This window comes from Thalassobaculum salexigens DSM 19539, from assembly GCF_000423805.1.
GTDB lineage: Bacteria > Pseudomonadota > Alphaproteobacteria > Thalassobaculales > Thalassobaculaceae > Thalassobaculum > Thalassobaculum litoreum.
In genome coordinates this window covers 240,994-266,596 of record NZ_KE384094.1, presented here as the reverse complement: position 1 = coordinate 266,596, position 25,603 = coordinate 240,994, and the positions used below count along the sequence as shown (strand labels likewise).

Here is a 25,603-nt window from a genome sequence, read left to right as displayed (position 1 = left end):
TCCCGGGCTGTCGACAGCGACGCGGGCCGGTTCTCCGGCCCGCGTTTCGTTTAAGGGGGGTTACTTCTTCAGCAGGTTCTGCAGCAGGCCCTTGGCGGCATCCTCGAGCTGCTGCTTGGGGTCCTGGGGCTGCTGCTGAGGGGGGCTGCCGTCGGTGCCGCCGGCTCCCGTCCCGCCGCTGCTCTGGCCGGAGCCGGGGTTCAGCAGGTTGTCCAGCTTCTCCACGGTGCCGCTCCTGTCGAGCTCCTTGAGGGTGCGGGTGCCGATGGTCTGCACCACGTAGCGCTGCATCTCGTCGATATCGAGGATCTGCCGCGGATTGTCGAACGGTCCCACCAGGCGCATGCCGACCGGCGGTGCGTTCGGATGGTCGGTTAGACGGGCCTGGGCGTTCACGTCCATCTGCCGCGGCGGCAGGTCGATCACGGCGGTGGCCGAGCCCTTGGCGGCATCGGCGTCCAGCGCGACGTCGTTCGAGCGCAGCACGCCCTGCTGCACCGTGTAGCTGCCGGTCAGCGCGGTGAAGGCCGTTTGACCGCCGGACAGCGCGCGCTGGGTCAGGTCGAGGAAATCGGTCGCCCGGTTCAGCTCCTGCAGTCGGTCGGAGAAGGCGCGCAGGTCGAACCCCTTCACCGTGCCGTCGCGCACCTGGAACGACCCGGTGCCGTTCAGGTTGGAGACGAGCTCGTATTCCGAACCGCCGGTCGCCTTCAGGTCGGTGTCATAGGTGAGGATGCCGCTGACCACGTCGGTCTCGGCCGCCGTCTGCGCCGCCTGCCGGACATCGGCGTCGCGCACCTTCACGGTCACCGCGGCCTCCGGCGTCGGCCGGTCGGCGAGCATGGCGGTCAGATCGAAGGTGCCGCCGAACATGCCGCCGGCGAGCTTGGAGACATTGAGGACCCCGTCCGTCAGGGCGGCCACCAGCTCCGCGTTGTCCACGACATAGCTGCCGTACTCGATCGCCTCGATGCCCATGGTCACGTCGGCATCGACCGCGGACAGGCCCGACGTGTCGATCTTCTCGCGCGACCAGCCGCCGCCGGCGCCGCTCCCGCCGGTCGGCGCCGCAGCCGGGGCGGCGCCCCGGGGTGTCGACGCGCTCGGCGGCAACCAGGGATCGACGGCGATCCGGTTGGAGGTCAGGGCCAGGGTGATCTTCGGCCGCGGCCCGGTATTGGCGATCGAGCCGTTGCCGCTGATCCGGATCGGCCCGGCGGCGATCGCCGTCTCGCTGAGGGTCAGGCCGTCCACCGGTCCGTTGAACAGGGTGGAGGCCTCGAAGCCGCCGAGATCGCCGCCGCGCGCCCGATAATCAGGCGAGGCGAGGCGGATCGCCTGGGTCGCGTTCGGATGCGAGATCACCACCTTCATGTTGACGTCGGGCGTGGCCGCGAAGGGGTCGACATTTCCGATCAGCTCAAGCCGGCCGCCACCGGTATAGGCGGCGACCTGATTGGCGTAGCGGCCGTCGTCGCGGGTTTTCAGCTCGCCGTTGATCTCCAGCGAGCCGAGCGATCCAAATCCGTCCAGCGCACCGGGGGACAGGGTGGAGACCAGCCGGTTGGTGTCGGGATGCCGGACCTTGTAGGTGACGTTCACCGTCGGCGGCGCGGTGAGCGGCTGGGCGGTGCCCTTCAGGTCGAGGGTGCCGCCGGCGACGGTCAGCTGCGCGTCCAGCGCGACGTCGCTCATGTCGCCGGAGGCAGAGCCCTTGAAGGCCACGGTACCGAGCTGCTTGGCCGGCACCGGGCTGTCGGTCGACAGCAGGCGGGCGAACCGGTCGGCGTCCTTCACCGACACGTCGAAGGTCATGTCGACCGACGGCTGGCTCGCCGCGTCCTTGAGCACGCCCGAGATCGTGCCGGCCGCCCCGGCCATGTCGCCGACCGAGGCCTGGCGCAGGGTCAGGGTGCCGTTCTGCAGCAGGGCGTCGATCCGGGCATCCGCCAGGGTGATGCCCGTCACCGTCGCCTCGCCGACCCGCAGGTCGATATTGGCGTCGAAGCTGTCCAGAACCGCCAGCGCGTCGGCGGTGCCGCCGCCGTCGGCCGCTGCCGGCTGGGTGGTGCCGGACCCGCTGCCGGTCGGCGCCGGGCCGTCTCCCTGCGGCAGATAGGCATCCACGTTGATCCGGTCGATCGCCAGGCTCAGCCCGAAGGCGGGGCGCTCGCGCAGCGCCAGGGTCAGGCCGCCCTGGGCCCGGGTGGCGTCCAGCTCCATGGTCCAGTCGGATACCTGGATCTCCTGGGCCGAGGCACGGATGGCCGCGCTGACCACCGCCTTGCGCAGACGGTCGGCGGGCACGGAAGCCAGGTCGACCTGCAGCCAGTCCAGGGTGGCCCGCAGGTTGTCGGACGCCGCTTCGAGCCGGCCGACGAAGGTCGGTCCGCTCTCCAGGCCGCCGATCAGCGTCACATCGGTGCCGCCGGGAAGCTGGGCGGTCGCCAGGCGCAGATCGCCGACCCCGTCGCGCAGGGACACGTCGATCTGCACGTTGCGGATGGCCGCGCCGTTGTACTGGACCGCATCCACCTTGAGGTCGAGGCGGGCGTCGATATCCGTGGGCAGGACCGCGGCATCGGCGGTCGACTGTCCGCCGGACGGCGCGGACGGGGGCTGTGTGGAGCCGCTGTCGCCGGTGGGGGAGGCGCCGTCCGTGGCTGCGGCGCCGTCCTTCGGCAGCAGGGCGTCGAGATCGAGCCGGTTGCCGGACAGGGACGCGTCGATCGACAGTTTCGGCTCGAGCGCCGCGGTCACCGCGCCCTGGAATCGGGACTCGCCCAGGGTGACGACCAGATTGTTCGCCTTGACGGCCTGCGGCGACCCGTCGATATCCGCGGTGAGGGACGCGGCATTGGCCGGCAGGCCCTCGGGCGCGGCTGCGCCGAAGGTGGTCGCGATCTTGGCGGCCTCGGACAGGTCGGGCGCCTTGGCCTCCAGATGGCCCTTGAAGCTGGGACCCGCATCCATGTCGAGCGTGCCGTTGAGCGCCAACTCGATGGCGCCCTCCCGGCCGGTTGCCGTCAGCTTGACCGGGGTGGCCCGGCCGGCATCCAGCGCGCCGACGGATCCCGCCAGCGCCAGGGGGATGCCCTGGTAGCCGACGTCGCCTTCGATCTCGAACGGTCCCTGGAGGCCGCCGGCGGAGATCTCCAGATTGACGTCTGAAAGGGTGTGCTCGGCGCCGCTGGTGGCGTCGCGGTAGACGAGGCGGCCGTCCTCGATCACCGCCTCGTCGATCGCCAGGGCCGGAGCGCCGCCGCCGTCGCCCGATGCCGGATCGCCGGCGCCGCCCTCGCTGCCGGTCGTGCCGTCGAACGTCCAGTTGGCGCGGCCGTCCGGAAGCCTCTCCAGGACGATCACCGGCTTCACCAGAGTGACCGAGGTGACGCGGATCTCGCCGGACAACAGCGGGATGAGGGCCACGGAGACGTCCAGCGATTCCAGGCTCGCCATGTCGGGGGTCGTTCCGCCCTCCACATTGGCGAGGCTCACATCGGCGACGGAGAGGGTGGGCGAGGGCAGGATCGACAGCGACAGGTCGCCGCCGATCGTCAGTTCCCGACCGGTGGCGTCGCGCGCGGCGGCCTGGATCTCCGGCTTGTATCCGTTCCAGTCGATCAGGCTCGGCACCACCAGCACGGCGGCGACGAGAACGATGACCAGACCAACGATCGCAATCAGGACCTTACGCACGACAACTCCCTAACTTCGCTCACCCGCCGGGCGGGCAGTCTGCTTCGGCTGAACATGTCCAACGCCCGGCACCGGCATTGGCTCCCCGCCCGGATCGGCGCGTCATGGGACGCGCGTTCATACGATGCTGCAAACATCCTCGAATTCAAAGCGCGGCAGGCGCTGGAAGACGCTTTCCGGGGTTCCGTATCCTAGGTTGCAGAGGAAATTGGACTTGATTGTGGTGCCGGCGAAGAACTCGGCATCGACCTTGCCCTGATCGAAGCCGGACATCGGCCCGCAATCCAAGCCCAGCGCGCGGGCGGCGATCATCAGATAGGCGCCCTGGAGCGAGCCGTTGCGGAAACCGCCGGTCTCTGCCGCCTGCGGGTTGTCCTTGAAGGCACCGGACATGTCGCGGTGCGGGAACAGGAACGGGAACTTCTCCCAGAAGGCGGGATCATAGGCGACGATGGCGCAGACCGGGGCGGCCATGGTCTTGTCCATGTTGCCACCGGACAGCGCGGGCTTCAGCCGCTCCTTGCCTTCGGCGCTCTTCACGAAGACCAGGCGCATGGGCGATCCGTTGGCGGCGGTCGGGCCCATCTTGGTCACGTCGAAGAGCGTGCGGAGCAGCGAGTCCGGCACGTCGCGATCCTGCCATCCGTTGAACGTCCGCGCTTCGCGGAAGATCAGGTCGAGCCCGTCGTCATCGAGAGCCTGGATACGCTGCTTGAGCGACCGAACGGCCTCCTGAGCGGCGGCGACTGCGGCGTCGGTCATGGATACTCCTCTTGTGGGCCGGCGAGACCGGCTGTTGTTAACGCAGGGATATGCGTGTTTATTGCGCGGCGTAAAGGTCGTGGGAAAGAACTCAAATGAGCAAGACCATGGTGCGCCTGTTCCGCTTGCTGACGGTTGTCTCCGCCATTGCCTGCGCTGCACCCCTTTGGAGCGGCACCGTTCAGGCCCAGAACCAGACCCAAACCCAGACCCCGGGCAAGGATCCGCTGAACGGGCGCGAGCGCCAGCTGATGGGGATCGCGGCGTCTTGCGTCGCCTTCTACCAGGCCGCCATGGCCGAGCTGGAGTTGCCGATCGAGGGCAACGAGGCGAAGCGGCAGACCTATCTCGACGTGTTCGACGCCCTGGCCAAGCGAGGCCGGCCGCGCAAGGACTACGAGGCCTCGTTCCAGCGCGACGTGGTGATGCGCACCATCGAGGTGACGACGATCATCCAGAACGACCCGCAGACCGCCCGCCCGCAGGTGCTGGCCAACCTGCCGAAATGCGATGCCCATCTCGACGAGATGAAGACCGTTGCCGGTCTGAACTGAGGGTCGGCATCGCCCAGTGGACGCCCTGCTCGCTCTGATCATACCGGATCCGCTCAGCGACCTCGCGGCGGTCTCCCTGATCGCCCTCAGTTTCGTGACGTCGCTGATGACCGCGGCGCTCGGCCTCGGCGGCGGTATCCTGATGGTGGCCGCCATGGCCAGCGTCGTGCCGCCGGCGGCGCTGATCCCCGTTCATGGCCTGGTCCAGCTCGGGTCGAACAGCGGCCGGGCGGTGCTGTTCCATCGCTTCATCCGCCGGCCCATCGTGATCTGGTTCCTGCTCGGCGCCGCGGTCGGGGTCACGATTGGCGCCCAGGTTGCGGTGCGCCTGCCGCGCGAAGTGCTGCTGGTCGTGGTCGGCGGCTTCGTGCTGGTGACGACCTGGATGCCGTCGCTCGGCCGCTATCGGGTGCCGGACCGGGGCTTTGTCGCCATCGGCGCCGTCACCGCGTTCATCACCATGTTCGCCGGCGCGACCGGGCCGTTCCTCGCCCCGTTCCTGTCGCCGGAACGGCTGGGCGATCGGCATGCCACCATCGGCACCTTCGCCGCCTGCATGACCCTGAAGCACGGCTTGAAGGTGACGGCCTTCGCCGCGGTCGGATTCGCCTATCTGCCCTGGCTGCCGCTGGTCGGGCTGATGGTCGTCAGCGGGTTCCTCGGCACCGTGGTCGGCCGGCAGATCGTCAGCCGGATGCCGGAGGCCCGGTTCCGAACCGCCTTCAGGATCCTGCTGACCGTGCTGGCTCTGCGCCTGCTGTACGAGGGGCTCGTCGGGTGAAGGCGCTGGGTTAAAGGCGCCGGGGTTAAAGGCGCCCGGGTTAAAGGCGCTTGTCGGCGCTACCCGTCGCACGCCACCATGCGCCGCAAGCCGCAAAGGCCGACAAAAAATGCTTACGGGAGGATATCCGCCATGAGTGCCAACACCGCCTTCGAGATCTCGGTCTTTCCCGGTGACGGGATCGGCCCGGAGGTGATCGACCCCACGGTGGCGATCCTGCAGACCCTGCGCGACCGCATCGGCGGCTTCGACCTCCGCTTCCGCTCGGAGGCGGCGGGGGCGGCCCATTACAAGGAAACCGGCACCGCCCTGCCGGAAGAGGCGATGTCCCGGGCGGACAAGGCCGACGCGATCCTGCTCGGCGCCATGGGCATGCCGGACATCCGCTATCCCGACGGCCGCGAGATCGCGCCGCAGCTCGACATGCGCGAGACCTTCGAGCTGTTCGCCGGCGTGCGTCCGGTGCGAACCCTGCCGGGCGCGCCGGTGCCGCTCGGCGACCCGCGGGCGCAGAACCTGGACTTCGTGTTGATCCGCGAGAGCACCGAGGGCCTGTTCGCCGGACGCGGCAAGACGGTCTTTGACGGTCCCGCCGACCGGCCGACCGCCGCCCACGACACCCAGACCATTACCCGCGCCGGCTCCGAGCGGCTGTTCGATTTCGCCTTCAACCTGGGGGCCAAGCGCAAGGAGCGCGGCCATGCCGGCCAGGTCACCTGCATCGACAAGGCGAACGTGATCGGCGGCTTCTACTTTTTCCGCCAGATCTTCGACGAGGTCGCCGCCCGCCACGGGGTGAGCGACCCGGCGCATATGTATGTGGACGCCTGCGCGCTGAACATGGTCCGCCGGCCCTGGATGTTCGACGTGCTGGTCACCGAGAACATGTTCGGCGACATCCTCTCCGACCTCGGGGCCGGACTGATGGGCGGCATGGGCATGGCGCCCTCGGCCGATATCGGGCCGCGTCATGCGGTGTTCCAGCCCTGCCACGGCAGTGCGCCGGACATCGTCGGCCAGGGTTTGGCGAACCCGACGGCCACGTTCCTTTCGGCGGTGATGATGCTGGAATGGCTGGCCGACACCCATGGGGTGGCCGACTGCGCGCGGGCCGGGCGGGTTCTCGACAAGGCGGTGGAGGTCGCGTTCCGGGACAACGGCCTGGTGCCGACCGAGTATGGCGGGTCCTCGGGCACCCGGGCGATCACCGACGCGGTCGTGGCGGCGATCGCCGACGGGCGCGCGGAGGCCGGGCTGGACGCATAGGCGATTCCGGTCGCCGGCCGATCACGCTCTAACCCATTCAAGATAGAGCAAGTTCACACGAGCAGATGTTTCCATCTGATCGTGATTTGCTCTAGGCTCCGCCAACGACAACCGAACGGCGGTTTGTTCATGTCCCTGAGCGACCCTGACGCCATTTCCGGTGAGGGCTTCTTCAAGGATATCGCGATAGGGCGGGACCAGCGCATGCAGGACCGCTACGTCACCCACCGCACGGCCATCAATGTCGACCGGCAGCGCTGCCTGGTCTTCGATATCTCCACCGGCGGGCTGCGCATGCAGATGCCGCCGGAAACCCGGAAGGTCGGGGACGACATCCGGGGGCTGCTCGTCTGCAAGGCGGGCGGCGCGGATATCCGCGTCATCGTTCACGGGCGGATCGTGCGGGTCGAGCCCGACGGGCAGTCCGTGGGCGTTCAGTTCGCCGATCTGCCGCCGGCCCACCTGGAAGCGGTCAAGGCCATCATCCACATGATGGAGCGGCTGGAGATCGAGGCGTCCTACGAACAGGCCCGCCGCCCGAAATCAAGTCCGCCCATGCTGCGCGCCGCGGTCGCCATCGCGGTGTTCGGCGCCACGATCGGCATCGGCGCCCTCTATCTGACGATCCGTTAGCCCTCTCCCGCTCACCTCCCGACCCGAGGCCCCCGCATGCACGCCGTGATCGAGTCCTTGCTGACCGGATTGCCCTATCTCCTCCTGCACCTGACCGTGACCCTGGCCATGCTGGCGGTCGGCGCCTGGCTGTACGAGAAGATCACGCCGATCCGCGAGGTCGATCTCATCAAGGCGGGCAACGTCGCGGCGGCCGTCTCCTATTCCGGCGCGCTTCTGGGCATGGCGATTCCGCTGGCGTTCTGCATGGCCGCCAGCGTCAACGTTCTCGACATCGTGGTGTGGGGCGTGGTGGCGCTGGCGCTTCAGCTCGCCGTGGTCCGGCTGGTCGAGGCGATACTCGGCGGGCTGTGGCACCGGATCGAGGCGGATCAGATCGGTCCGGCCATCCTGGTCGCGGCGGTGAAGCTGTCCGTGGCGGCCATCAACGCAGCCGCCGTCTCGGGCTGACCCGTGCGCCTTGGGAACAACCGCATCGGCCTTCTCGGATTCCTGCTGGTGATGGTTCTCTCTGCCGTCTCCACATACCTGAAGGGTCCGTCGTCATCGCCGAAGGACGGTGAGGACGTTTCCGTGCGCCGCCCCCTGCCAACCCCGCCTCCCGGGGATCTCGCGGGACTGCCTGAATTTTCGGTGGAGATCGGAGAGAAAGCCGACGGCCGGGGCACCGCCTTCGCGATCGGGTCGGGTTTCTGGATGACCGCGCGCCACGTGGTGGACAGCTGCGACGTGGTCGGGATTCTGGAACGGCCTCGCCGCGGGCTGCGGGCGCGCAGCTACTCGGTTCATCGCAGCGCCGACGTGGCGGTGATGCGGATCGACCGGTCCGCCCCGCCGGTGCGCTTTGCCGACGCCCCGCCTCAGCCGGGCGATATCGCCTATCACGTCGGTTTTCCCAGGGGCAAGCCGGGCGAGCTGCGCTCCCGGATGCTCGGGCTCAGCGTCATGAACGCGCGCGGGCGCTACAGCACCCGGGAGCCGGTGATCGCCTGGGCGGAACTCGAGCGTTTCCCGGAGGATTCGAGCCCGCTGTCGGGCATCAGCGGCGGCCCGGTGTTCGACAGCCAGGGGCGTCTGATCGGCGTCCATGTGGCGGGATCGGTGCGCCGGGGTCGATCCTTCACCGCGCACCCCTCGTCGATCCGGGAAATGGTCGATCGTTCCGGTGCGGCGCCGTCGAGCGCTGCCGAAGCATTGCCCTTCACGCCGGACACTTTGCCCGCGGTCGCCGATGCGCTGCGCGACCGGGGTACGGTGGCGATGGCCCTGTGCGACGTCCGTTAGCGGTCCACCTTCCGTAGAACGCCGTCCGCGGCTACGGTGATCAGGGGCGATAGGAGTATCGCATTGGTATTTCATACCGAGATTCGGGACGCTATCGACCGCCTGGTCGAGAACCGGACGATTCGGGGCCTGTATCGCGAATGGTCCGATCTGGCGTCCCCCGACCGGCTGCCTCCCTACGCCTCCTTCCAGCCGGAGATGCGGCCGCTTTTGGCGTCCCACCTCATGGTCCTGGCACCGGAGGATGTCGGCTACCGCTACCGGCATTACGGCGTGAGCATCGCGCGGGCCGCAGGCTTCGATATGACCGGCCGCTCCACCGCCGATTTCGACAGCGATGTCGGCCGGTTTTTCGAGGAGAAGTACCGCCAGACCCTGGCCAGCCGGCAGCCCCTCTACACCCTGCACCGGGCGAGCCATGCCCGCGCCGTCTTGTTGTGGGAACGGTTGATCCTGCCGGTGGACCACGAGGGCAGCACCCTGCTGGTCTGCTACAACACGCCGGCGGACAACAAGACCGACGCCTTCGACGCGCTGATGGAGTCCAGTTCGGAGGGGTTGCTGCTGCTGCGCCCGGCACAGGATGAAGGCGGTCGGGTGACGGATTTCGTCATCGCGGTGGCCAACCGGCGCGTCCAGGAGATCTTCGGGACCTCGGACTCACTCGACGGTCGGCACCTGGGCGAGGCCTCGCCCGTGGTGAGCGAGCAGTTGTTCAACGCGTGCCTTCGGGTGCTGACCACGGGAGAGATGGAGCGTCTTCGGGTCCGGGGCGACACCGGCGCGGCGGAAGACGGCCCGATCTACCAGGTGGGGCTCTCCAGCGCGTCGGATCGGGTGATGATGTCGCTCAGCGATGTGACGGAGGTCACCCGCGCCAAGGAGCAGGCGGAACGGGCGAACGAGGGCAAGTCCCGGTTCCTGGCGATGATGAGCCACGAGATCCGCACGCCGATGAACGGGCTGATCGGCATGCTCGGGCTCGTGCTGAAATCCGAGCTCGCCGACGAGCAGCGCTCGATGGTGTCCCTGGCCAAGCAGTCCGCGGACAACCTGCTGGTCATCCTGAATGACATTCTCGACTTCTCGAAGATCGAGTTCGACAAGCTGGAGCTCGAGCACGCGTCCTTCGAACTGAACGACCTGGTCGCCAGCGTGACCGACCTCTTCTACCCGCAGGCGGCGGCGAAGGGCCTGGAGGTGGTGTCCTATATCGACACGTCCGTGCCGATGCGGCGTCTCGGCGACCCCAGCCGGGTGCGCCAGATCCTGATGAACCTGGTCGGCAATGCGGTGAAGTTCACCGAAACGGGTGGCGTTACCCTTAGCGTCACCGGCGTCGACGGCGATGGGGTTCGGTTCGAGGTTCGCGACACCGGCATCGGAATTCCCGTCGACCGGCTCCATACGCTGTTCAAGGAATTCTCCCAGGCCGATGAGAGTATTTCGCGGCGCTACGGCGGGACCGGTCTCGGTCTGGCGATCAGTGAGCGGCTGGCTCAGATCATGGGAGGGACGATCACGGCCGAGTCCGTCACGGGCTTGGGCAGCCGGTTCCGTGTGGACCTGCCGCTCGCCGTCGCGGCGGACCAGACCCCGCGCGGCTCCGTGATCGACCGGCTGCGCGGCAAGCGGTGTCTGATCGTCGACGATACCGCCGTGAACGTCGACATCTTCCGCCGGCAGGTGGCATTGTGGGGTATGGAAAGCGTGGGGCTGGACGACCCGCGGCGGGCCGTCTCTCTCCTGCGAGATGCCGAACGGGAGGGCAGGGCGTTCGATGTGGCCATTCTGGATCACAAGATGCCGGAACTGACCGGACTGGACCTGGCGCAGCGCGTGCGCAGTGACCCTGCGCTGGACGGGACCCGTTTGATCCTGGCCTCGTCCGCCGATATCGGCTTCAGCGAGGGTCGCGACGGCTTCGATCTGTTCGACCGCGTCATGCGCAAGCCGATCCAGCCGCTGGACCTGATGTCGGCGCTGGCCGGCGACGCAACGCGTCTGCCGACCGACCCGCAGGCCGAGGAGACGCGCATGACCGATCATCCGCTGCGGGTGCTGGTGGCCGAGGACAACAACATCAACCGGATCCTGATGCAGACCGCCCTGACCCGGCTCGGACATACGGTCTCGCTCGCCGAGAACGGGGTCGAGGCGGTGGACGCGGTGCGGCGCGAGACCTTCGACGTGATCCTCATGGACATCGAGATGCCGGAGATGGACGGCGAGGAGGCCGCCCGCCGGATCCGCGCGGACCATGGTCCGAGGCCGGCGATGGTCGCGCTGACCGCCCATGCCGGTGAATCCCATCGCGAACATTTTCTCGGGCTCGGCTTCGACGGGTATCTCGCCAAGCCGGTCGATTTCGAGGAACTGGACGTCCTTCTCGGGCACCTGGTCGGCGGCGAGGCCACCGCCGTGCCTTCAGAGCCGGAGACGTCTTCCGCCGCCCTGATCGAGCCGGACCGTATCGACGCGCTCACCCAGGCGTTGGATCGGACCACGGTGGCGGCGATGCTGACCAAATTCGCCGACGGTCTCGAGGAGGCCCGGCCGAAGCTGGTGGAGATGCAGGAGACGGGCGATCTGGCCGGCATGGCCACGCTGGCCCACACGCTGAGGGGGATGTGCCTGAACTTCGGAGCACAGAGGCTCGCGGAGACCGCCCTGGCGGTCGAGCGGACACTGACCTCGGGGACGGCGCTGGGCCAGCCCGAACTGAAAACGCTGGTCGATCTTATTATCCATACTTATGATGAGGTCTTGGGCTTGGCGCATCGACTTCATGAGAGCAGCGACCGCATCTCGTAGTCGTGCCGACCGGGCGTCTGGTGAATCCCGCTCCGGTCGGCTATCTGGACAGTCACTCTGGTGCAATGGATTTGCGATGAGCAAGGAACGCCGAAATTTCGAACGTCGCAAGACGGACACGTTTGCAACTGTCGCCACGATCGGCGGCCAGGATCTCGATACCGCGGCCCGGGTACTTAACCTTTCCGTGGACGGGATCCGGCTCGCCACGCCCGCGGCTCTTGTGCCCGAGCACCGGTACCGGGTGAAGCTCGCCAAAACGGACAGCTGGTTCGAGATCGTCGTGCGGGAGCGGGTCGGGGATGAGTGCCGGTGCCGCATCGAGTCCTCCTGGGACGATCTGCAGGACGTCATTCGTCAGAGCGACGATCTGACATTGCTGCTTCTCGGCTCCTCCGACACCGAAGAGGATGACCGGTGAGCGGCGCGACCTCCGCCTTCGAATTCCCCGCGCTCTCGAGTGTTCTGAGCCCACAATTTTCTGCGCCCTCGAAATTTTCTGCGCGTCATGTGCTCGTAATACTTCAATGATAATTGAAAGATGAGTATGGTCGAGGAACAGGCAATCGGCGCCTTCGCCGCTTTGGCGCATGAGAACAGGTTGACGATATTCCGGTCGCTCATGCGCGCTGGGCCGTCGGGCATGTCAGCGGGGGACATCGCCGTCGCCGCGGGACTGGCGCCGTCGAACGTCTCCTTCCATGTCGCCCAGATGGAGAGGGCCGGATTGCTGCGGTCGTGGCGGGTCCGACGGAACATCTTCTATGCCGTCGATACCGATGGCGTGCATCGGTTGCTGACGTTCCTGACCGAAGAGTGCTGCGCCGGCCATCCGGAGCTGTGCGGGCTTCACGTGGCCGGGGCGTCCGGCGGTGGGCGGCGCGCGGCGCAGGCGGCCGAGGGTGAACTGACCGGGGACACCGCTGCCGAGTGACCCCGGGCGATCTATGGCGGGGGTCATGACCGACGAGAAGACCTACAATGTCCTGTTCCTGTGCACGGGCAATTCCGCGCGCAGCATTCTGGCGGAAGCAATTCTGCAACGTGAGGGCCTCGGCCGGTTCCGCGCCTTCAGCGCCGGGAGCCACCCTAAGGGGCAGCTGCATCCCTTCGCCCTGGACCTGCTGAAGCGCCAGAACCACCCGGTCGAAGGCCTGCGCTCGAAGAGTTGGGACGAGTTCGCCGTTCCGGATGCCCCGGAAATGCACTTCGTCTTCACCGTCTGCGACGATGCCGCCGCCGAGGCCTGTCCCGTGTGGCCCGGCCAGCCGATGACGGCCCATTGGGGGGTGCCGGATCCCGCGGCGGCGGCCGGCACGGAAGCCGAGCGCCGCCTGGCGTTCTCCGAAGCATATCGTATGCTGAACAACCGGATTTCGATCTTCGTCAACCTGCCGCTGAACGCGATCGACAATCTGGCGCTGAAACAGCGTCTTGCGGAACTGGGGCGCACACCGTCCAGCGCCGCCTAAAGTCACCTGACTGATGGAATTAAAATGACGCAAGGTATCGCCCAGCCGGCAGCTCCGGCCGGGATCGGGTTCTTCGAGAAGTGGCTGTCCGTCTGGGTGGCCCTGTGCATCGCCGCTGGGGTCGCGCTCGGCTCGACCGTGCCCGGGGTGTTCGAGGCGCTGGCGGCCGTCGAGGTCGCCCGGGTCAATCTGATCGTCGCCGTGCTGATCTGGGCGATGGTCTACCCGATGATGGTGAACATCGACTTCGCCAGCCTCGGCCATGTCGCCGACAAGCCGAAGGGGCTGGCGATCACCATCCTGGTCAACTGGCTGGTGAAACCCTTCACCATGGCCGGGCTGGGGGTGCTGTTCTTCGAGGTCCTGTTCGCCGATCTGATCGCGCCGGCCGACGCCCAGCAGTATATCGCCGGGCTGATCCTGCTGGGGGCCGCTCCCTGCACCGCGATGGTGTTCGTGTGGTCGCAGCTCACCCGGGGGGATCCGAACTATACCCTGGTGCAGGTGTCGGTGAACGACGTGATCATGGTCTTCGCCTTCGCGCCGATCGTGGCCCTGCTGCTCGGGGTCACCGATATCGCCGTGCCGTGGGAGACGCTGCTGCTGTCGGTCGGTCTCTACGTGGTGATTCCGCTGGTGGCAGGCGCGATTACCCGTTGGCGTCTGACGGCGCGCGGCGGCGGCGAGGCGGCGGTCGCGCGTTTCACTGGGGCGATCAAGCCGGTATCCGTTCTCGGCCTGCTGGCGACGGTGGTGCTGCTGTTCGGTTTCCAGGGACAGGTCATTCTGGAGCGTCCGCTGGTGATCGCCATGATCGCCGCTCCGCTGCTGATCCAGTCCTACGGCATCTTCGCGATCGCCTATGCCGCGGCCTGGGCCTGGCAGGTGCCGTTCTCCATCGCCGCCCCCTGCGCGCTGATCGGCACCTCCAACTTCTTCGAGCTGGCGGTCGCCGTGGCGATCAGCCTGTTCGGGCTGGAGTCGGGGGCGGCACTGGCCACGGTGGTGGGCGTGCTGGTCGAGGTGCCGGTGATGCTGTCGCTGGTCGCCTTCGCCAACCGCACCCGCGGCGCTTTCCGCGCGGAGTGAGACAGGTCGATGCATCGACGGGGCGGCGCCTGCCGCGCTATCCTCGCTCGCGTTGACCGGAGGTATTTATGACCGCGACGCCGCTGCGCGAGACCGACTGTCTCGTCCTGATCGATCTGCAATACGATTTCATGCCCGGCGGCGCCCTGGCGGTGGCCGAGGGCGACCTGCTGGTGCCGGTGGCGAACCGGCTGGCCGAGCGCTTTCCCCACGTGGTCGCCACCCAGGACTGGCACCCGGCCGGCCACAGCTCCTTCGCGTCGCAACATTCCGGGCGCGAGCCGTTCACCACGGTGGAGATGCCCTACGGCACCCAGACCCTGTGGCCGGACCACTGCGTCCAGGGCACGCCCGGCGCGGAGCTGCACAAGGATCTGGCGCTCGACCGGGCCGAGCTGATCCTCCGCAAGGGCTACCGGCGCGACATCGACAGCTATTCCGCCTTCCTGGAGAACGATCAGAGTACGCCGACCGGTCTGGGCGGATACCTGTTTGAGCGGGGTATCCAGCGGCTGTTCTTTGCCGGCCTGGCGACCGATTTCTGCGTCGCCTGGTCCGTGCTGGACGCCCGCATGGCGGGGTTTGAGGCGGTGATCCTGACCGATGCCTGCCGGGCGATCGATCTCGCCGGGTCCCTCGACGCGGCCATGGCCGGCATGGCCGAGGTCGGGGCGGTGATTACCGAGAGCTCGGCGGTCCTGGGTTAGGCCTCGCCGCTCTTCCGCATGTAGTGGCGCACCACCCTACCGGTGGTCAGGCCCTGGACGACGATGGAGAAGATCACCACCACATAGGTGACGGTCAGCAGCAGCGGCTTCTCCGGATGGTCCGGCAGGGACAGCACCAGGGCGACGGAGATCGCGCCCCGCAGCCCGCCCCAGGTCATGATCGGCACCACGCCCGGGGTGAAGGCGCGGCGCAGCCTGAGTGCCGAGATCGGCACGCCCACGGCGATGGCGCGGGCCACCAGGACCAGCGGGATCGTGGCCAGGCCGTAGAGCAGATAGACGGTGTCGAAGGCGACCGTGAGCACCTCCAGGCCGATCAGCAGGAACAGCACCGCGTTCAGGATCTCGTCGATCAGCCGCCAGAAGGCTTCCACATGCTCCCGCGTCGTGGCGCTCATGCCGTAGCGCACGCCGCTGTGGCCGATCAGCAGGCCGGCGACCACGACGGCGATCGGGCCGCTCATGTGCAGGGCATGGGCCAGCGAATAGGTGCCCATCACCAGCGCCAGGGTCAGCAGCACCTCCAGGGCGTAGTCGTCCATCCGGCGCATGATCCGGTAGACGATCCATCCGGCCGCGCCGCCCAGCACAGCGCCGCCGCCGGCCTCCAGCACGAAGAGTTCGGCCATCTCCAGCGCCGTGATCGGGCTGTCCGACGCCTCGCGGAAGGCTATGGCGGTGGCGATCAGGAAGACCACATAGGCCACGCCGTCGTTGAACAGGCTCTCGCCGGCGATCTTGGTCTCCAGCGACTTGGGCACCTTGATCGACTTCAGCAGGCTCAGCACCGCCACCGGGTCGGTCGGCGAGATCAGCGCCCCGAAGACGAAGGCGATCAGGATCGGCACGCCGGTGATCAGATGGAACCCGGCGGCCACCAGGGCGGTGGAGATCAGCACGCCCAGGGTCGCCATCAGGGCGACGGCCCATTTCTGCTCGTGCAGGGACTCGAAATCCACATGCAGCGCGCCGGCGAACAGCAGGAAACCGAGCATGCCCTTCAACAGGGCGTCGGCGAAATCGATCTCGAGGATGTGGCGGCGCACCACGTCGTCGATGCTGAACCCGGGGATCACCGCGTTGAGAGCGACCAGGATCAGCGATGCCGCCAGTCCGATGACCACCAGGCCGACGGTCGAGGGCAACCGGATCACGAAGTGGTTCAGCACCCCGCATGCCGCCGCAAGGCTGACCAGGATCGCGGCGATGTCGAATGGCGTCATGGGGGCCCCGGGTGTGCGGCATGGACGACAGAGGACCCGTGTCTAGCACCAAACAGCCGGGTCGCGCACCGGCCGTCCGCCGGCCGGGTCAGTCGTCGCCCGCCCCCTGGGGCTTCGTCGTGGTCTGGGAGGCGGCGTCGTCCCCCTCGGCCACGTCGGGAACGGTCCGGGCATGCGCCATCTCCTGCTCCAGTTTGCCCGCGCCACTGGCCCGGGCGGGCGACAGGCGGGCGAGCGCGAGATAGACCACGGGCGTCAGGTACAGGGTGAACACCGCCGCGAGGCCGAGGCCGCCGAACACCACCCAGCCGATCGCCATGCGCGCTTCCGCTCCGGGGCCGTGGCTGAGGATCAGCGGAAGGCCGCCCAGCACGGTGGAGACCATGGTCATCACGATCGGGCGCAGCCGGACCACGGCTGCCCGTTCCACCGCCTCGCGCACGGAGAAGCCGCGGTCGCGGAGCTGGTCGGCGAACTCGACCACCAGAATGCCGTTCTTCGCCATCAGCCCGATCATCATCACCAGGCCGATCTGGCTGTAGACATTGACGGACGTACCGGTCAGCAGCAGGGCGTAGATCGCCGCGGCGATGCCGAACGGGACCGTGACCATGACGATGGCCGCACTGGTGACGCTCTCGAACTGGGCGACCAGCACGAGGAAGACCACGACGACGGCGATGGCGTAGGTGATCAGCACCTCGCGTTCGGCCTCGGCCAGCGCCTCCGCCTCGCCCAGCAGGATCATGTCGATATCCTCGGGCAGGACCTCGTCGGCGATGTCCCGAATGTCCACCGCCGCCTGGTTCAGGGTGACGCTGGGGCTCACATCGGCATCGATCTCCACCGCCCGGCGCTGGACGTGCCGGTCCAGCTCGTTGGCCACGCCCTCCTCGGTCAGGGTCACCAGGCTGGACAGGGGCACCAGCGTGCCGCGGCTGGTTCGCACATGCAGGTTCACCAGATCGCTGGGATCGTCGATCGCGCCGCCGCGCGCTTCCAGGATGATGGGAATGGACTCGTCGCGGACGTTCAGATCGGCCACGTCCAGGCCGTCGATCATCACCCGCAGGGTGTCGGCCAGGTCGTCCAGCGGGATGCCGAGATCGGAGGCACGGCGCCGGTCGATGCGTACCGAAAGCTGCGGCTGGCTCGGCTGGTAGGAGATGCGGATGTCCGAGAGATAGGGCAGCCGCTGCTCGATCTCCGCCGACATGCGCTTGGCGGCTTCATAGAGATCCAGATAGTCGTTGCCGATCAGCGCGACCTCCATGCCGCCGGCATTGCTGCGCAGGTCCAGGCTGTTGGAGCCGTAGACACGGATCCGCATGCCGGGGATCGCGTTCATCTTCGGCCGGATCTCGTCCATGATCTCCTGCTGGGACCGCTCGCGCAGGTGCCACGGCGCCAGCGGCGCGGAGATATAGACCCGGTTCAGGTCGTAGCGGCCGACGATCGTGAACAGGGACTCGATCTCGCCGCTGTCCAGATAGGGCTGCAGAACCGCTTCCATGTGGGCGGACTGACGGTCGCTGTAGGACAGGCCGACCCCGTCCGGGCCGGTGCCGAACACGAAGATGTTGCCGCGGTCCTCGGTCGGCAGCAGTTCCCGGTCGAGGCGCTCGAAGGCGAGCCAGGATCCGGCCGCCGCGACCAGGGCGACGGCGACGACGACCAGGGGCACGGCCAGTGCGCCCCGCAGCGTGACGGCGTAGAGTTCGGCGAGTCGCCGCCCCAACCGGCCCAGGGCCTGGCGAACGCCGAAACGGCTGGGCCTGTCGGTGCCGAGGCGGGCGGCCAGGGCCGGCACCAGGGTGAGCGCGACGAAGGAGGAGATCACCACCGCAATCGCCAGCACGAAGCCGAACTCGCGGAACAGCCGTCCGGCGGTGCTCGGCAGGAACGAGATCGGCACGAAGACGGAGACCAGGGTGGCGGAGGTGGCGATCACCGCGAAGAAGACCTGACGGGACCCGAGCACGGCGGCGGCCCGGGCGCCGAGGGACTGGCCGCGCCGGCGCTGGATGTTCTCCAGCACCACGATGCTGTCGTCCACGATCAGGCCGGTCGCCAGCACCAGGGCGAGCAGGGTGAGGATGTTGATCGAGAAGCCGAGCAGCCAGATCGCCGCCACCGAGCCGATCAGCGCGATCGGGATCGACACGCAGGGGATCAGCGTGGCGGCGGGCGATCCGAGGAAGATCCACAGCGTCCCGATGACGATGAGCACCGCCAGGAACAGGGTGTAGAGAACCTCGTTCACGGAGCCTTCGATGAATTCGGCGTCGTCGGAGGTCACGCTGACGCTGACACGCTCGAAGCGGCTGTTCAGGTCGGCGACGGTCTCGTGGACCCGCTTGGAGATCTCGATGGTGTTGGACTGGGCCTGACGCACGATGCCGAGGCCGACCACTTGGGCGCCGTTCACCCGGACATAGCTCTCGGCGTCCTCCGGCCCGAAGAACACTTGGGCGACATCGCCGATGCGGATGTTGTCGCGAATGACGATCGCCTCGACCTCGCTGGCGCTCTCCACGGTGGCGTCGGCCCGCACGAGCAGTTCCTGGTCCTGGGAGCCGAAGCTGCCGGCGGGGATGTCGAACGGCGCGTTCTCCAGCACGTCGATCACGTCGCTGGCCGACAGCTGATAGGAACTCAGGCGCAGCGGGTCGAGGACCACGCGGAGCTGACGCTCGCGGTCGCCGAACAGGGTCACGTCGGCCACGCCGTCGACCGAGATCAGTTCCGGAATGATGTCGTTCTCGACGATGCGGGCGAGATCCTCGTCGCGCAGGCCGTCGCCCTGCACCGCCAGCCGCAGGATCGGGGAGGCGTCGGCGTCGGCCTTCACGACGGCGAGTTGCTCCACATTGTCCGGCAGTTCGCGCTGAACCCGGCTGACCGCCTCGCGCACATCGGCCGCGGCGAGGTCGAGGTCGGCGCTCGGGTCGAACTCCACGCGCATGCGGAAATTGTTCTCTTCGCTGGAGGACTGGATCTCGCGGACCCCGTTCACCCGGGCGACCGCGCCCTCGACGATGCTGGTGACCTCCCGGTCCATCGTCTCCGGCGAGGCGCCCTGGAGAATGCCACGCACGCTGACGATGGGCCGGTCGACATTCGGCAGCTCGCGGACCTCCACCGCCAGGATGGCGGCCAGACCGGCGAGCGCGATCAGCAGGTTGAGGACCAGGGCGAGGAGCGGTCGACGGACGCTGAGCGCCGGCAGGTCGTTCGCGTCGGACGGCGGTGTCGGCTCCGGCGTGCTCATGAGCCGGCGCCCTGCAGATGGGCGGGCACCGGTTGCGGCGCGCGCTTCTCCTCCGGAATGATCTCGACCGGCGCGCCCGGACGCATCCGGTGCAGGCCTTCGACGACGACGAAATCGTCGCGGTCGATGGCACCGTCGACCAGCACCATCGCTTCCTGACGCTGGACGATGGTGACCGGGACGCGCCGGGCCGTCTGGTCGCGGACCACCCAGACAAAAGAGCCGTCGCCGCCCCACTGGATCGCGATCTCCGGCACCCGGGGGCGCTCCGGACCCTGGATGTCCAGGCTGACGCGGAAGCTCATGCCGGGGCGCAGGCGATCGTCCTCGTTGGGAATGCGAGCCCGCACGGCGAAGGAGCGGTTGTCCTCGTCGACGCGGCTGTCGACGTCATAGACCGTGCCTTCGGCGGAGATGTCGGTGCCGGTCCAGGGCACGACCGATGCCGTGTCGCCGACCTGGATGCGTCCCAGCAGGGCCTCCGGCGCGTCGAACCGGACCAGGAGGGTGGAGCGGTCGTCCAGGGTGGCGATGCGGGTGTCGGGGGCGATCCGGTCGCCGACATCCAGATCGGTCAGCCCGATCCGGCCGGAGAAGGGGGCGACGACGAACCGGTCCGACAGGGCGACCTCGGCCGTCTTCAGCTCGATCCGCGCGGCCTCCAGGGTGGTCAGCGCATCGTCCAGGGTGGCCTGGGCGACGGCGCCCGAACGGCTGAGGCTGCGCAGGCGGCCGACGATCCGGTCCGCGTCGGCGCGCCGGACCCGGGCGAGTTCGACCGCCAGTTCCTCCGCCTCGCGGTCGAGTTCCAGCAGGACGTCGCCCTGGGCGACCTCCTGGTCGGAGGTGAAGTTGATGGCCTCCACCTCGCCGGCGGCGGGGGCATAGAGCGTCGCGGAGCGATGTGCGCGGGCCGTGCCGACGGCTTCGAGACGGATGCGTTCGGGGCTGAAGGTCACCTCGGCGACGACCGCGGCGCTCGCCCTGTCGGCCGGTCTGCCGCCGGCCGTACCCGTCCCCTCTTCGGACAGGATCGGCCGGGCGAAGATCCAGCCCGCGACGACCAGGGCGCCCAGCAGTCCGACGACGAAAATTTGGCGCAGGATACTCATGCGGCCCTCCGGTGGCGGCCCCGGGAGCGGCTCTCCGACGGGCGCGACGACGGTATACAATCCTACCGCCAACGTGAAACCGTCCGATGTCCGTCGCTCCGGACATGCGGGTCGGTCAGGCGGCGATTTTCTCCGCCAAGTATATGATGCCGGTAATGGGTTTACCGCGATCGTTTCGCAGTGCGGTGCGGAGTTTGTCCACGACCGCCAACCCGTTCTCGGCCATCAACGACGATATATAGGCGTCGCCGTGGCCAAATCGACCCGACGGCCGAAGAACCCAGGACGCGGCCGGGACCTCGGCTTCGACCGAGAAGGCCAGCATCCCATGATCGTTGAGCCTGTCCGCGATCAGGCCGATGGTCTTGTCCAGGGCACCCATGTAGATGAACACGTCGCCCGCCATGACGAGGTCCACCCGCTGATCCGCCTCCTCGAGATAGCTGTCGATGTCGGCGGTTCTCAGGGCGTCGTACACGCCCTTCACTTCGGCCTGACGCAGCATGTTCTCCGACAGGTCCACGCCGGCGAGGTGGTCGACGAAGCCCCGGGCCGCCGCACCGGTGAGGCCGGTTCCGCATCCCAGGTCCAGGGCGCGGCCGAAGCGGCGCCCGCGCCGGTGCTGGTTCAGCAGGCCGACGATGTCGAGATGGATCCGGCACTGCAGATCGCCGACCAGATGCGCCTCGAAGCGCGGCGCATAGTCGTCGAACAGCTTGCGGACATAGTCGAGCGGAGCCCGCTGGGTCGTGCGGCCTTCCAGGGCGGCCACCAGATGCCGGGCGTCGCTTCGCTCGGGGTTGATCTCCAGCGCGCGTTTCAGATGGATCAGCGCGTCGTCGGTCTGACCCTGGCGATTCAGCAGCATGCCGACATTGTAGTGCACGGTATCGCTGTCCGGCATGCGATCCGCGGCGTGGAGATAGGCTTCCACCGCCTCGGGCAGCTCGCCGATCTCCTGGTAGGCATTGGCCAGGTTGTTGTAGGTCTCGCCCAGGGTCGGGTCGAGGTCGAGCGCCCGGCGGTAATACTCGATCGCCCGCAGCAGATGTCCCTCCGATTTAAGGATCACGCCGAGATTGCTGTAGGCATCGGCGAAGCCGTCGTCGATCAGCAGCGCCTTCTGATAGCAGCTGGCGGCGGCCGCAATCTGTCCGGCCTGCCGCAGGATGAGCCCGAGCGTGTTGAGCGCGCCGGGTGCGCGGGGGTCGACGAGGACGGCCTTGGCGGAGAACGGCACGGCGCTGGAAAGGTCGCCGCGTTGCAGCATCAGCGTGCCCATCAGGTTGAGGGCGTCGGAATCCAGGGGGTCGGCGGCGAGGGCGCGGCCATACAGATCCTGCGCCGCGTCCAGATGGCCCAGCTGATGCGCGCGGATCGCCTGGGCGACCAGGACCGGGGCCGGCGTTTCGAGCGTCGCCGAGGCCATGCTGCTTGTTCTCCCTCTCCAATTGGATCGTATATCGCTCAACTCCGTTGAACAATTGGTTAAGAAAGACTCAAGCGCTTATCGGAAGTGGTGGCAAAGGCGAATGCGGGCCTGGAAAAGCAAAAGGCCGGCCACAAGGGCCGGCCAGTCGCCGATTTTCTGAAACGCCGCCGATCAGCGCGAGTAGAACTCGACCACGAGGCTGGGTTCCATCTGCACCGGGTACGGCACGTCCTCGAGCTTCGGGATTCGGATGAAGGAGCCGGTCATCTTGCTGTGATCGACTTCCAGGTAATCCGGAACGTCGCGCTCGTTCGACTGCGCGCCTTCCAGGACCACGGGCAGCTCGCGGGATTTCTCCTTGACCTCGACCACGTCGCCTTCGCGCACCAGGAACGAGGGGATGTTCACGCGCTTGCCGTTCACCTTGACGTGGCCGTGGTTGACCAGCTGGCGGGCGGCGAAGACGGTCGGCACGAACTTCATGCGGTAGACGACCGCGTCCAGGCGGGTCTCCAGAATGCCGATCAGGTTCTCGCCGGTGTCGCCCTTACGACGCACGGCCTCGGCGTAGTACTTGCGGAACTGCTTCTCGCCGATGTTGCCGTAATAGCCCTTCAGCTTCTGCTTCGCCATGAGCTGCACGCCGTAGTCGGTCGGCTTGCGGCGGCGCTGCCCGTGCTGACCCGGGCCGTATTCGCGGTTGTTGAGCGGGGATTTCGGGCGGCCCCAGAGGTTCACACCGAGGCGGCGGTCAATCTTGTGCTTCGCAGCGATGCGCTTGGCCATCGCGTTGCTCCTTCTTCTTCTGCCCGTTTCTGGCCGTTTTCAGCCGTTGGGCGGGTTGTCCCGATAGGGTGATCCGGCACGCTGCTCGCGCTTTGGCCGGGCCGGGAACACGCGCGTAGGCATGCTCCTCGTTCTCAGGAATGGGCGCGTTATACGGATCGGCCGGGAAATGTCAAACAGGCCGTGCCGATCAGGGCCGGCGCCGCCGCTTGCCGGTCAGCGCCTTGACCACGCCGTGCAGGCTCTGCACCTCCTGGTCGGTGAGGCCGGCGCGGGTGAACATGGTGCGCAGATTGCGCTTCATGGTCGGGCCGAAATGCTCCGGATAGAAGAACCCGACCTCCTCGAGTTCGGCCTCGAGGCGGGAGAAGAAAAACTCCCGGGTCTCCACCGGCGCCGGCGGGCTGTCGGACATGAGCTGGACGTCCGGCGTGTCGTCGCCGCTCTGGAACCACTCGTAGCCGACCAGCAGCACGGCCTGGGCGAGGTTCAGCGACGAGAAGCCCGGGTTGAGCGGCACGGTGATCACCGCGTCGGCCAGGGTCACGTCGTCGTTCACCAGCCCGGCCCGCTCCGGGCCGAACAGCACGCCGGCCGGCTGCTCCGCCGCGATCCGGGCGCGGAGCTGGGCGACGGCGGCGCGCGGCACCAGCGCCTCCTTGGTCACCCCGCGCGGCCGGGCAGTGGTCGCCAGGACATAGGTCAGGTCGGCGCACGCTTCGGCCGTCGTGGGGTAGACCCGGGCCTGCTGCAGCACCTCGATGGCGCCGGCCGCCATGGCCTCGGCGGCGGGGTTGGGCCAGCCGTCGCGCGGATTGACCAGGCGCATGTCGGTCAGGCCGCAGTTCAGCATCGCCCGCGCGCAGGCCCCGATGTTCTCGCCGAGCTGCGGTTCCACGAGCACGATCGCCGGCCCGGAGCCCGCGACGGACCTGGCGTGGTCGGTCCCCGCCATCTGGTCAGGCGTCCGTTTTCAGCACTGCCGCGCCGGCGCGCAGCAACTTCCAGGTGATGGCGTCCGACAGGGCGGCAATGGAGGCGTCGATGATGTTCGGGCTGACGCCGACCGTGCGCCAGGTGGTGCCGGTCTCGTCCTCGCTCTCGATCATCACCCGGGTGGTGGCGTCGGTGCCGTCGCCGTCGCGGGCGGGCGGCAGAATGCGCACCTTGTAGTCGATCAGCCGCATGGTCTGGATCGCGGGAAACTTCGGCGTCAGCGCCTTGCGGATGGCGGTGTCGAGCGCGTTGACCGGCCCGTTGCCGACCGCGACCTCGTGATGGGCGGTGCCGCCGACCGTGAGGGTCGCCGTCGCCTCGGACTCGATCACCAGATCGCCACGGGCGTTGAACCGGCGTTCGTCCATGACGCGCCAGCGTTCGATGGTGAAGAACTCCGGCACCCCCTGGATCAGCCGGCGGGCCAGCAGCTCGAAGCTCGCTTCCGCGCTGTCGTAGGAATAGCCGAGGAACTCCTTCTCCTTCACCTCGTCGACCAGCCGCTGGATCTTCGGATGCTTGGGGTCGATCTCGACGCCGATTTCGGCGAAGCGGGCCAGGATGTTGGAGCGGCCGGCCTGGTCGGACACCAGGATGTGGCGCTGGTTGCCGACGATGCCCGGCTCCACATGCTCGTAGGTCTTCGGGTCCTTCTGCACCGCGGAGACGTGCAGCCCGCCCTTATGGGCGAAGGCGGCGGCCCCGACATAGGCGCGGTGCGGGTCGCTCGACCGGTTCAGCCGCTCGTCCAGCATCCGGGACACCGAGGTGAGCTGCGTCAGCTTGTCGGCGCCCACATTGGTCGTCATCCCCATCTTGACCACGAGGTTCGGGATGATCGCCATCATGTCGGCATTGCCACAGCGCTCGCCCAGGCCGTTGATCGTGCCCTGGACCTGCCGGGCGCCGGCCCGGATCGCCGCCAGCGAGTTGGCGACGGCGTTGCCGGTGTCGTTGTGGCAGTGGATGCCCAGATGGGTCCCGGGCACCCGCGCGGCAACCGTGGCGACGATCGCCTCGATCTCGTGGGGCAGGGTGCCGCCGTTGGTGTCGCACAGCACCACCCAGCGCGCCCCGGACTTGTAGGCCGCCTCGGCGCATTCCAGGGCGTAGTCGGGATTGGCCTTGAAGCCGTCGAAGAAATGCTCGCAGTCGAACATCGCCTCGCGGCCGACGGTGACGGCGCGGGCGATGCTGTCGCGCACCATGGCCACGTTCTCGTCGCGCTCGATCTCCAGCGCCACGTCGACATGGAAGTCCCAGGTCTTGCCGACCAGGCAGACCGCGGGCACCCGGGCGTCGAGGATGCCGGCGAGACCGGGATCGTTCTCGGCGCTGCGGCCCGGGCGGCGGGTCATGCCGAAGGCGACGATGCGGGCGTTCTCCATCTTCGGCGGTTCGGCGAAGAACCGGTCGTCGGTCGGATTGGCACCCGGCCAGCCGCCTTCGATGTAGTCGATCCCAAGCTGGTCCAGCGCACGGGCGATCGCCGCCTTGTCGGCGACGGTGAAGTCGACGCCGCGGGTCTGCTGCCCGTCGCGCAGGGTGGTGTCGAACAGATAGACGCGGTCGGCGTCCGGTGTGTCGATCGTGCTGTCGCTGGCCATGGAGCCTCTCCCGGCCCGCTCCGTGAGGGATCGTCAGGGAGGCGGGCGACTCGGTAATGGGAGAGGGTCTCTACCAGCGCGAAAGCCGGTCGGC

The 25,603-nt window shown here is 68.0% G+C and carries 21 protein-coding genes; 12 read left to right on the top strand and 9 right to left on the bottom strand.

Annotated features, from left to right (window positions below; all coding sequences use genetic code 11):
• Window positions 1–60 precede the first annotated feature (60 nt).
• On the bottom strand, window positions 61–3,699 hold the full coding sequence (locus G578_RS0116435; RefSeq protein WP_028795173.1) for an AsmA family protein: 3,639 nt from the start codon (window positions 3,697–3,699) through the stop codon (window positions 61–63).
• A 117-nt stretch (window positions 3,700–3,816) separates the two neighbouring features.
• Window positions 3,817–4,461: a malonic semialdehyde reductase gene (locus G578_RS0116430; protein ID WP_051244936.1), complete on the bottom strand. Its 645-nt coding sequence runs from the start codon at window positions 4,459–4,461 to the stop codon at window positions 3,817–3,819.
• A 95-nt stretch (window positions 4,462–4,556) separates the two neighbouring features.
• On the opposite strand from G578_RS0116430, the gene G578_RS0116425 reads away from it, so the two are divergent.
• The 12 genes from G578_RS0116425 (at window position 4,557) to pncA (ending at window position 15,061) form a co-directional block, all read left to right on the top strand.
• Complete coding sequence (locus tag G578_RS0116425; protein WP_028795171.1) at window positions 4,557–5,015, top strand: hypothetical protein; 459 nt, start codon at window positions 4,557–4,559, stop codon at window positions 5,013–5,015.
• A gap of 16 nt (window positions 5,016–5,031) precedes the next feature.
• On the top strand, window positions 5,032–5,796 hold the full coding sequence (locus G578_RS0116420) for a sulfite exporter TauE/SafE family protein (protein ID WP_028795170.1): 765 nt from the start codon (window positions 5,032–5,034) through the stop codon (window positions 5,794–5,796).
• Window positions 5,797–5,928: 132 nt separating this feature from the next.
• Complete coding sequence (locus G578_RS0116415; RefSeq protein WP_028795169.1) at window positions 5,929–7,062, top strand: isocitrate/isopropylmalate dehydrogenase family protein; 1,134 nt, start codon at window positions 5,929–5,931, stop codon at window positions 7,060–7,062.
• 129 nt (window positions 7,063–7,191) lie between these two features.
• Complete coding sequence (locus G578_RS0116410; RefSeq protein WP_028795168.1) at window positions 7,192–7,695, top strand: PilZ domain-containing protein; 504 nt, start codon at window positions 7,192–7,194, stop codon at window positions 7,693–7,695.
• Window positions 7,696–7,731: 36 nt separating this feature from the next.
• On the top strand, window positions 7,732–8,145 hold the full coding sequence (locus G578_RS0116405) for a DUF350 domain-containing protein (protein WP_028795167.1): 414 nt from the start codon (window positions 7,732–7,734) through the stop codon (window positions 8,143–8,145).
• 183 nt (window positions 8,146–8,328) lie between these two features.
• Window positions 8,329–8,979, top strand: a complete 651-nt coding sequence (locus G578_RS26725; protein WP_051244935.1) for a S1 family peptidase — start codon at window positions 8,329–8,331, stop codon at window positions 8,977–8,979.
• A 63-nt stretch (window positions 8,980–9,042) separates the two neighbouring features.
• Window positions 9,043–11,793 (top strand): hybrid sensor histidine kinase/response regulator, encoded by a 2,751-nt coding sequence (locus tag G578_RS26720; RefSeq protein ID WP_051244934.1) that lies wholly within the window; start codon window positions 9,043–9,045, stop codon window positions 11,791–11,793.
• Window positions 11,794–11,869: 76 nt separating this feature from the next.
• Complete coding sequence (locus G578_RS0116390) at window positions 11,870–12,214, top strand: PilZ domain-containing protein (RefSeq protein WP_028795166.1); 345 nt, start codon at window positions 11,870–11,872, stop codon at window positions 12,212–12,214.
• Window positions 12,215–12,334: 120 nt separating this feature from the next.
• Window positions 12,335–12,727, top strand: coding sequence for an ArsR/SmtB family transcription factor (locus G578_RS26715; RefSeq protein WP_245565638.1), 393 nt, complete (start codon window positions 12,335–12,337; stop codon window positions 12,725–12,727).
• A gap of 25 nt (window positions 12,728–12,752) precedes the next feature.
• On the top strand, window positions 12,753–13,265 hold the full coding sequence (locus tag G578_RS0116380; RefSeq protein WP_028795165.1) for an arsenate reductase ArsC: 513 nt from the start codon (window positions 12,753–12,755) through the stop codon (window positions 13,263–13,265).
• 24 nt (window positions 13,266–13,289) lie between these two features.
• Window positions 13,290–14,354, top strand: coding sequence for an ACR3 family arsenite efflux transporter (gene arsB, locus G578_RS0116375; protein WP_028795164.1), 1,065 nt, complete (start codon window positions 13,290–13,292; stop codon window positions 14,352–14,354).
• A gap of 68 nt (window positions 14,355–14,422) precedes the next feature.
• Window positions 14,423–15,061, top strand: a complete 639-nt coding sequence (pncA, locus tag G578_RS0116370) for a bifunctional nicotinamidase/pyrazinamidase (RefSeq protein WP_028795163.1) — start codon at window positions 14,423–14,425, stop codon at window positions 15,059–15,061.
• Here pncA and G578_RS0116365 read toward each other — a convergent pair.
• The 7 genes from G578_RS0116365 to cimA all read right to left on the bottom strand — a co-directional run bounded on the left by G578_RS0116365 (window position 15,058) and on the right by cimA (window position 25,509).
• On the bottom strand, window positions 15,058–16,305 hold the full coding sequence (locus tag G578_RS0116365; protein WP_028795162.1) for a cation:proton antiporter: 1,248 nt from the start codon (window positions 16,303–16,305) through the stop codon (window positions 15,058–15,060). The genes pncA and G578_RS0116365 overlap by 4 nt on opposite strands.
• An 88-nt stretch (window positions 16,306–16,393) precedes the next feature.
• The gene (locus G578_RS26710) at window positions 16,394–19,576 is read right to left on the bottom strand and encodes an efflux RND transporter permease subunit (RefSeq protein ID WP_084618964.1); all 3,183 of its coding nucleotides are present in this window, start codon (window positions 19,574–19,576) and stop codon (window positions 16,394–16,396) included.
• On the bottom strand, window positions 19,573–20,688 hold the full coding sequence (locus tag G578_RS0116355; RefSeq protein ID WP_051244933.1) for an efflux RND transporter periplasmic adaptor subunit: 1,116 nt from the start codon (window positions 20,686–20,688) through the stop codon (window positions 19,573–19,575). The genes G578_RS26710 and G578_RS0116355 overlap by 4 nt, the downstream gene beginning before the upstream one ends.
• A 115-nt stretch (window positions 20,689–20,803) precedes the next feature.
• Window positions 20,804–22,117, bottom strand: a complete 1,314-nt coding sequence (locus G578_RS0116350; protein WP_028795160.1) for a tetratricopeptide repeat protein — start codon at window positions 22,115–22,117, stop codon at window positions 20,804–20,806.
• A gap of 174 nt (window positions 22,118–22,291) precedes the next feature.
• Window positions 22,292–22,906 carry a 30S ribosomal protein S4 gene (gene rpsD / locus G578_RS0116345; protein ID WP_028795159.1) on the bottom strand — a complete coding sequence of 205 codons (615 nt, stop codon included), beginning with the start codon at window positions 22,904–22,906 and terminating at the stop codon, window positions 22,292–22,294.
• 190 nt (window positions 22,907–23,096) lie between these two features.
• Window positions 23,097–23,861, bottom strand: coding sequence for an RNA methyltransferase (locus tag G578_RS0116340; RefSeq protein ID WP_028795158.1), 765 nt, complete (start codon window positions 23,859–23,861; stop codon window positions 23,097–23,099).
• A 4-nt stretch (window positions 23,862–23,865) separates the two neighbouring features.
• Window positions 23,866–25,509, bottom strand: a complete 1,644-nt coding sequence (cimA, locus tag G578_RS0116335; RefSeq protein WP_051244932.1) for a citramalate synthase — start codon at window positions 25,507–25,509, stop codon at window positions 23,866–23,868.
• Window positions 25,510–25,603 lie beyond the last annotated feature (94 nt).